Origin of the sequence: Allobosea sp. CER48, from assembly GCF_044752385.1 — a bacterium.
GTDB lineage: Bacteria > Pseudomonadota > Alphaproteobacteria > Rhizobiales > Beijerinckiaceae > Allobosea.
Genome location: NZ_JBIWYK010000097.1, coordinates 1 through 8,864, shown reverse-complemented (window position 1 = coordinate 8,864; position 8,864 = coordinate 1). Strand labels below are relative to the sequence as shown.

The window sequence follows — 8,864 nt, the reverse complement described above, 5'->3', positions numbered from 1 at the left end:
CTCGTCTGGACGCGAGCGGAGTGCTCAGTCGATGTCCTCGACCTCGACTTCCGTTCCATAGACACGCTGCGCCAGCGATGCCTCCATGAACGGGTCGAGATCGCCATCGAGCACGTCGGACGGCGCCGTCGAGCTCACGCCGGTGCGCAGGTCCTTCACGAGCTGATAGGGCTGCAGCACATAGGAGCGGATCTGGTGGCCCCAGCCGATATCGGTCTTAGAGGCCTGCTCGGCATTGGCCTTCTCTTCGCGCTTCTTCAGCTCGACCTCGTAGAGGCGGGCACGCAGCATCTCCCAGGCTTTCGCCCGGTTCTTGTGCTGCGAACGCTCCTGCTGGCAGGCCACCGCGATGCCGCTCGGAATATGCGTGATGCGCACTGCCGAATCGGTCGTGTTGATGTGCTGGCCGCCTGCGCCCTGGGCGCGATAGGTGTCGATCCGGCAGTCCGACTCCTTCACGTCGATGACGATCCGGTCATCGACGACAGGATAGACCCAGACCGACGCGAAGGAGGTCTGCCTCCTCGCATTCGAGTCGAAGGGCGAGATGCGCACCAGGCGATGCACGCCGGATTCGGTCTTCAGCCAGCCATAGGCATTGTGGCCCTTGAACTGCAGCGTTGCCGACTTGATTCCGGCCGTGTCGCCGTCCTGGTATTCGAGCGTCTCGACCTTGAACTTCCGCCGCTCGCCCCAGCGCCGATACATGCGCAGCAGCATCTCGGCCCAATCCTGGCTCTCGGTACCACCGGCGCCGGGATGGATTTCGATGTAGGTGTCGAGCATGTCGGCTTCGCCGGAGAGCAGCGTCTCGACCTGGAGACGCGCAGCCTCATCCTGCACGGCCTTGATCGCCTGCTCGCCCTCGGTGACGGTCGCCGCGTCCTCCTCCATCTCGCCGAGCTCGATCAGCGTCAGCGCGTCGTCGAGATCGCGTTCGAGCTTGGTGATGCCTTCGATCTGGGTTTCCAGCGAGGTGCGCTCGCGCATCAGCTTCTGCGCGGCTTCGGCATCGTTCCAGAAGTCGGGCCCCTCCGAGAGGGCGTTGAGTTCCGCTAGGCGGCGCTGGGCTTGATCCCAGTCAAAGATGCCTCCTCAGCAGTCCGATCGACTGCTTGGCGTTATCGAGTTGCGTCTGGATTTCGGGGCGCATGATGTCGTCGAAACGTCCTTCTGATGGGGGGGAGCCCGACCCTGCCCGATGAGCGGGGTCTGATCACGGCGGACTCCTGCGCGCTGAGATAGGGGCGAAAGCCGCAGCTGTAAACGCCCCGCGTGGCGGTTGCCCTTCCCTCAAAGCGAAATGCCCGGAGCACTGCCCCGGGCATTTCGCGTTATTCTGGTACTCTCAGTAGAGGCCGCCGGTCCCGGAACCGACGGCGCGGCCGCCGCCAGGGCCCACCGAGAGCGGCGCGCTGCCGTCACCCGCCGCTCCGCTCACCGAATAGCTGTCAGGCGGCGCCGTACCGGGCTTGAAGGCCTCGAGGATGCCGCCCTCGCCACCGGCACGCATGCCGGTGCGCGGGTCGACGCGGATCAGCTTGATGCCGGCCGGCACGCGGAACGGCGTCGCCGGCTTGTCCTTCAGCGCCACGGTCATGAAGTCGCGGAAGATCGGCGCGGCGTACTGGCCGGCCGTCGCCGAGGTGCCGAGCGACTTCGGCTTGTCGAAGCCCATATACACGCCGACCGCGAGGTCGGGCGAGAATCCGACGAACCAGACGTCCTTGGCGTCGTTGGTCGTGCCGGTCTTGCCGGCCAGCGGCTTGCCGACGGACTTCACAACCGTCGCCGTGCCGGCATTGACCACGCCTTCGAGGATCGAGACCATCTGGTAGGCGGTCAGCGGGTCGAGCACCTGCTCGCGGTTGTCGACCAGGCGCGGCTCCGGCTGGTTCGCCCATTTCTCCGCGTTGCAACCTTCGCAGACGCGCTGGTCGTGGCGATAGATGGTCGTGCCCGAGCGATCCTGGATGCGGTCGATCAGGGTCGGACGGATGCGGCGCCCGCCATTGACCAGCATCGAGTAGCCCGCTGTCATGCGCATCACCGTCGTCTCGCCGGCGCCGAGCGACATCGACAGAACCGGCTGCAGGTCGTCATAGATGCCGAATCGGCGGGAATACTCGGCGATCAGCGGCATCCCGACATCCTTCGCGAGGCGCACCGTCATCAGGTTCTTGGAGAACTGGATGCCGTAGCGCAGCGTGCGCGGACCCGTGAACTTGCCGTCGTAGTTTTCCGGCCGCCACATGCCCAGCCCCGGGCCCTGGTCGACCTCGATCGGCGCGTCCAGCACGATGCTCGACGGCGTGTAGCCGTTGTCGAGCGCGGTCGCATAGACGAACGGCTTGAAGGAGGAGCCCGGCTGGCGCAGGGCCTGCGTCGCGCGGTTGAATTCCGACTGGTCGTGCGAAAAGCCGCCGACCATGGCGAGGACGCGGCCCGAGAACGGGTCCATCACGACGATCGCGCCGTTGACCTCGGGCAGCTGGCGCAGGCGCACATAGCCCGAGCGGCTGTCCACCGGCTCGACATAGACGACGTCGCCGACCGAGACCGCCTGCGAGACCCGCGCCCGGCGCGTCCATTTGATGCCGTCCGCCGCGAGCGTGACGGTCTGGCGCTCCTTGTTGAGATGGCCGGCATTGTCACGCAGCGGATGCAGGCCGAGCTTGGCGCTGTCGCCGTTCGATTCGAGCACGACGGCAAGCCGCCAGGGCGCGACGTCTCCGAGCACCGGCAGCTCGCCGATGGCGGCGCCCCAGTCCTTCCCGACATCGAGCTTCTGGATGGCACCGCGCCAGCCGCGCGCCTCGTCGAAGCGCACCAGCCCGTCGACGAGCGCCTTGCGGGCCATCAGCTGGGTCTTGGGGTCGACGGTGGCGCGCACCGAAAGGCCGCCCTCGAGCAGCTTCTTCTCGCCGTAGCGGTCCTGCAGCTCGCGGCGGATTTCCTCCGCGAAGTAGCCTGCGGCGATCTGGTTCGGTGAAACCGTGCGCGGATTGACGCCCAGCGGCTGCTTCTTCGCATCCTCGCCGACCTCGCGCTTGACGTAGCCATTCTCGACCATGCGGTCGATGACGTAGTTGCGGCGCTCGATCGCACGATCGCGGTTGCGGAACGGGTGCAGGTCGGACGGCGCCTTCGGCAACGCTGCGAGATAGGCGGCTTCCTGCAGGTTCAGCTCATGCACGGACTTGCCGAAATAGTTCAGCGCGGCAGCGGCGATGCCGTAGCTGCCCTGCCCCGGCGCCGGCGCGCCGAGATAGATCTCGTTCAGGTAGAGCTCGAGGATCTTGTCCTTGGAGTAGGTCGATTCGAGCTTCAGCGCGACGAGCGCCTCGCGGATCTTGCGCTCGATCGACTGCTCGGGGCTCAGGAAGAAGTTCTTCGCGACCTGCTGGGTGATGGTCGAGGCGCCCTGCGGCCGGCGATTGGCCGCGCGGTTGCGGTAGTTGGAGATGGCTGCGCGAACAAGGCCTTCGGGGTCCACGCCCATGTGCTTGTAGAAATTCTTGTCCTCGGCCGAGATGTAGGCGTCGACGACCAGCTTCGGCACCGCCTGGATCGGCAGATAGAGGCGCCGCTCGCGCGCGTACTCGGCGATCAGGCTGCCGTCGCCCGCATGGACACGGGTCATCACCGGCGGCTCGTAGTTCCGGAGCTGGGCGTAGTCCGGAAGATCCTGCGAATAATGCCAGATCAGGCCGCCGGCCACGGCGGCGCCGATCACGAAGGCGATCGCGCCGGCGGCAAACAACCATCCGAAGATTCGCAGGATGAACCGCATTTCAGACCCTGGACCCCTTAATCTGCACCCGGCGGGCGCCAGATCGGGGCGCGTCGCAAATCAGAGCTATAACATGACGGAGATGGCGGAACCGTGGCCTCGCAACCACATTTCGCATGATCCGGCAACAGGCCCGAACGACGCAGCCACCCGCGAAACTAATCCCGAAACTCCGCCGCCTTGCCGACCGAGGCACGTTCTCGGGTGAAATAGCTGTCGATTGCGGCGGAAACCGCCGTCACCGCCTTGCCTCGCCATTCAGGGGAATTCAGCAGCTCCGCATCCTTCGGGCTCGACATGTACCCGAGCTCGATCAGCACCGAGGGCACGTCCGGCGCGCTGAGCACCCAGAATCGCGCTGAACGCAGCGGGATCTTGTGCATCTTGATCGAGCCGCCAAGCTTCTCGACGAGATTGCGGGCGAACACCCCCGTGAAGGTCCGGGTCTCGCGCCGCGCCAGATCCATCAGGATGCCGGCGACATCCTGGACCTCCTCGCGCGTTTCGAGGCCGGCGGCAGCGTCAGCCTCGTTCTCCTTGGCGGCCAGCTTGGCCGCCTCGGCGTCGGTGGCCCGCTCCGAGCGCGTATAGACCGTAGCCCCTCGCACATCCTGGGCCTGCATCAGCGAATCGGCGTGTATCGAGATGAAGAGGTCCGCCTGCTCGTTGCGCCCCATCCGGACCCGGTCGGAGAGCGAGACGAAGCGATCGTCGTCGCGGGTCATCACGACCCGGTAGCGGCCGCCGGCCTCGAGCTGCTCCTTGAGCGCCTTGCCGAAGGCGAGGACCACGGCCTTCTCGGAAATCGAGGATACCATGGTTCCGGGGTCGATTCCGCCGTGGCCGGGGTCGATGACGACCGTCCGGCGGGTCTCGCCGGCGGGCTTGGCGGCCAGGGGCGGCTGGGCAGCCCCCTGCGCCTGTGCCTTCGCCTTGCCCGCCTCGGCGAGAAAGTCGGCCCGCGTCGCCCTCTTGAGTTCGACGCTGAACTCGCCGAAGCCGCCGCGCACCGGCTTCACCTCCACCTTGGAGATCGTTGCCGGCTGGGAGAGATCGATGATGATTCGCGCCTTGTCGGCCGTGAACAGGCCATAGCGATAGCCGCCGACGAAGCCGACGGACTTCCTGGTGTTGGACTGGATCTGAAAATTGGTCGAGGGCATCTCGACGATGACCCGGTCCGGAGCAGCCTGCACCCAGGCTTCGACCGCCACCACCGACGAGAGCATCATGGTCAGGCGGACGGTCTCGCCGCTCTGCTCGATGCGGGCGTCGGTCGCGACCGGGTATTCGTTGGCCGCCTTGCCCTCGCCCGATGCCTGCGACGACGCCATCACAAGTCCGCAAGCCATCGCCACACCGGCAAGCCGGCGCGCGAGATGGCGCGCGGAACTGCCGGAAAGACCCTGGAAAGCGTGTGCGATGCGCGAAAACAGCTGAAAAATCCCGTTCGACCTCACCAAGTCTTAACCATAACGGGGGTGAAATCTTAAGAGGGCGTTACCATTTCAGGAGCGGGGCGTGAACCGCCTGGAGACGGGTCCGGCGAAATGCGGCCGTCATGTGACTTGCAAATCACCATCACCTGTCTGTAATGAAACCGGCTGCCTGTCTGCCTGCCCGTAGGACACATCCGGATCGTGCGATCCGTCGGCGTCCGGGGCAGGCTGAGCTGCTTTCTCCCTCGGGGGTGGTAGCGGCGGGACAGCCGCAACGGATCGTCCGCAGACGGTTGGTATGGGGATTGCGTGTGTTCTGCGCCCCGCCCTGTCTCGCGAGCGTGCAAACGCGATGGACCGGCCCCCGGCCGGGTACATCGCAGGTCAGGACAGATGACGGGGCAAAAGACGCCGCTAGCACCTACGGTGAACCGTCCGAACCTGCGGGACCGCGCCGGGCTTCAAGCCCGGGTGGCCGTCCCGAGCCGCATTCCTGTCCAGACCGCTCTTTCCAACCTCCTGCAACATGCCGGCTCGTTCCGGCCTCTACGCGGCGCCCCTGCCCGCGCTGGCGGATTGCTATCCGCAGCCGTGCCCGCACCGGCGACCGCGCCAATGGAAGTTTCATATGGCCAACAAGATGCTTATCGATGCCACCCACCCGGAGGAGACCCGGGTCGTGGTGGTCCGCGGGTCCCGCGTCGAGGAGTTTGATTTCGAATCCGCGAGCCGAAAGCCGCTGCGGGGCAACATCTATCTCGCCAAGGTGACGCGGGTGGAGCCGTCGCTCCAGGCGGCGTTCGTGGAGTATGGCGGCAACCGCCACGGCTTCCTCGCCTTCTCCGAGATTCACCCGGACTACTATCAGATCCCGGTCGCCGACCGGCAGGCGCTGATCGATGACGAGGCGCGCGCCGAACGCGATGAGGAGCGCGACGAGGAGCGCCGCGAGAAGCGTGGCCGGCGCGACCGCGGCCGCCGTGGCGACCGCGACAGCCGCGCCAAGAAGGCGGCCGCCGACGAGACGGTCTCGGCCGAGGTCGAGGCGAATGGCGAGAGTGCCGAGGAGCGTGTCGAGACCGACGGCAAGGAAGCCGCCATGGTCAACGAGGGCGGCCCGGCCTTTGGCGAGTTCTTCGCTCCGGATGTCGCCGAATCGTCCACCGAGGACGCTGCCCCGAACGCTGCGCCGCTGACCTTCGAGACGGTCGAGATCATTTCGCCGTCCGACGAGGCTGCCGTGTCGACGGAAGCCTCCGAGTCTGCCGAGGTCGAGGCGCGCCGGCCTTCCGAGGACGAAGGCTCCGAAGACGGCGATGACGAGAACGGCGAAGACGCCGAGGAGCAGCCCGAGCAGCTCGGCGGCGGCGATGCCCTCGACGACATGCCGGAGCGTCCGCAGCGCCATTCGCGCCGCCAGTACAAGATCCAGGAGGTGATCAAGCGCCGCCAGATCATCCTGGTCCAGGTCGTCAAGGAAGAGCGCGGCAACAAGGGCGCGGCCCTGACAACCTATCTGTCGCTGGCGGGTCGCTATTCGGTGCTGATGCCGAACACCGGCAAGGGCGGCGGCATCTCGCGAAAGATCACCAATGCCGAGGACCGCAAGCGCCTGAAGGAAATCGCTCAGGAGCTCGAGGTCCCGGAAGGGATGGGCCTGATCCTGCGCACGGCCGGCGCCTCGCGCACCAAGGTCGAGATCCGGCGCGACTACGAATATCTGATGCGGATGTGGGAGAGCGTGCGCGAGCTGACGCTGGCCTCGGTCGCTCCCGCGCTGGTCTATGAGGAGGGCAACCTCGTCAAGCGCTCGATCCGCGATCTCTACAACAAGGATATCGACGAGGTTCACGTCGCCGGCGAGAACGCCTATCGCGAGGCCAAGGACTTCATGCGCATGCTCATGCCGAGCCATGCCAAGAGCGTGAAGCCCTATCGCGAGCAGACCCCGCTCTTTGCCGCATTCGGCGTCGAGAGCCAGCTCGACGCGATGTTCTCGAACACGGTGACGCTCAAGTCCGGCGGCTATCTGGTGATCAACCAGACGGAAGCCCTGGTCGCGATCGACATCAACTCGGGCCGCTCGACGCGCGAGCACAATATCGAGGACACCGCCCTCAAGACCAATCTCGAAGCGGCCGAGGAAATCTCCCGCCAGCTGCGCCTGCGCGACCTTGCCGGTCTCATCGTGATCGACTTCATCGACATGGAGGAGAACCGGAACAACCGCGCCGTCGAGAAGAAGCTCAAGGAGTGCCTGAAGGACGACCGCGCGCGCATCCAGGTCGGCCGGATCTCGGCCTTCGGCCTGCTGGAAATGTCGCGGCAGCGCATTCGGACGGGCGTGCTCGAGAGCTCCTCGGTGCCCTGCCCGCACTGCGCTGGCGCCGGCATGATCCGCTCGACGCCGTCCGTCGCGCTGCAGATCCTGCGCGCGCTGGAGGAGACGCTTATCAAGAGCGCCTCGCACAACCTCACCGTCCGCACCCGGCCGGAAGTCGCGCTCTATGTCCTCAACCAGAAGCGCGCTCATCTTGCCGATCTGGAGACCCGCTTCGGCATCGCGATCACGGTCTCGACCGACACCAACCTGATCGGCACGCGCTACTTCGAGGTTGAACGTGGCGAGTTCGTCGGCAATGAGGGCCGCGTCATCCCGACCAGCTTCAAGGCGGAAGCCATCGCCTCCGATGTCGATGACGAGGCGCTCGACGCGGCGGCCGAGGCCGCCGCGCTCGATGCGGAGACCGGCGATAACGAGACGACCGCCGAGGAAGCGCAGGGCGAACGCGGCGAAGGCGATCGCGAGCGTGGCCGCCGCCGCCGTCGGCGCCGGCGTCGGCGCGGCGGTGATCGCGATGGTCAGGGCCAGCAGCTCGAAGGCGGCCAGGCCGATGACGACGCCGAGGGTGACGAGGGCGAGGAAGGAGACGACGTCGCCGAGATCTCGACCACCGAGGTCGCTGCCGAAGCTGTCGTCGTGTCGCCTGCCGCCGAGGCTGCCCCGGAACCCGCCGCCGAAGAAGCGCCCGCCGAGCCGGTGAAGCCGAAGCGCAGCCGGGCCCGCAAGCCGAAGGCGGAAGCCGCCAAGGAGGTCGAAGCCAAGGCCGAGACCGCCACGGCGGCAGCCGAAGCCGCGCCCGCCGAGGAGGCGAAGCCCAAGCGCAGCCGTTCGCGCAAGAAGGTCGTGCCGATCACGGAGGGCGGCGAGACCGCCGCCGAGGCCGTGCCCGCCCCCGTCGAGGCACCGGTCGAGGCCGAGGCTCCGGTCGCAGCGGAGTCTCCCGCTCCGTCCGAACCGGCTGTGGCCGCCGAGCCTGCTCCCGCTGCCGAGCCTGCTCCCGCACCGGCCGAGGAGCCCGTCGCGGTCGTGCTGACGCCGGCCGATCCGAGCCGGCCGAAGCGCGGCGGCTGGTGGAACAGGCTCGCCGGCCGCTCCTGAGCGACATCTTGACCAAGTCATGACGACGAAGCCCGCTGCCATCCGCAGCGGGCTTCTTTCTTGGAGCTTGGCGGTTGCTCGCGGGGCCGGCATTGTACCCCGCAATGCTGGCCGAGCCGGGAGAAGGTCGATGCCGCCGCCGCGCAACAGGGAACGCGAGGTCCTTCTCCTCATCTGCGCGGTTGGGCTT

At 66.8% G+C, this 8,864-nt stretch carries 4 protein-coding genes; 1 reads left to right on the top strand and 3 read right to left on the bottom strand.

Annotation, left to right across the window (positions count from 1 at the left end; genetic code table 11):
- Window positions 1–24: 24 nt before the first annotated feature.
- From prfB to ACIPIA_RS05930, 3 genes are all read right to left on the bottom strand, one after another.
- Window positions 25–1,153 (bottom strand): peptide chain release factor 2 gene (gene prfB / locus ACIPIA_RS05940; RefSeq protein WP_400507597.1). Its coding sequence is split into 2 segments (ribosomal slippage): window positions 25–1,083 and window positions 1,085–1,153, totalling 1,128 coding nucleotides; the frame shifts between segments, so codons are not numbered across the junction.
- A gap of 195 nt (window positions 1,154–1,348) precedes the next feature.
- The gene (locus ACIPIA_RS05935; RefSeq protein WP_400507595.1) at window positions 1,349–3,793 is read right to left on the bottom strand and encodes a penicillin-binding protein 1A; all 2,445 of its coding nucleotides are present in this window, start codon (window positions 3,791–3,793) and stop codon (window positions 1,349–1,351) included.
- A 158-nt stretch (window positions 3,794–3,951) separates the two neighbouring features.
- On the bottom strand, window positions 3,952–5,127 hold the full coding sequence (locus ACIPIA_RS05930) for an N-acetylmuramoyl-L-alanine amidase (RefSeq protein ID WP_400507593.1): 1,176 nt from the start codon (window positions 5,125–5,127) through the stop codon (window positions 3,952–3,954).
- 733 nt (window positions 5,128–5,860) lie between these two features.
- On the opposite strand from ACIPIA_RS05930, the gene ACIPIA_RS05925 reads away from it, so the two are divergent.
- Entirely contained in the window at window positions 5,861–8,674 is a 2,814-nt protein-coding gene (locus ACIPIA_RS05925; protein WP_400507591.1) for a ribonuclease E/G, read from the top strand.
- The last annotated feature ends 190 nt before the right edge of the window (window positions 8,675–8,864 follow it).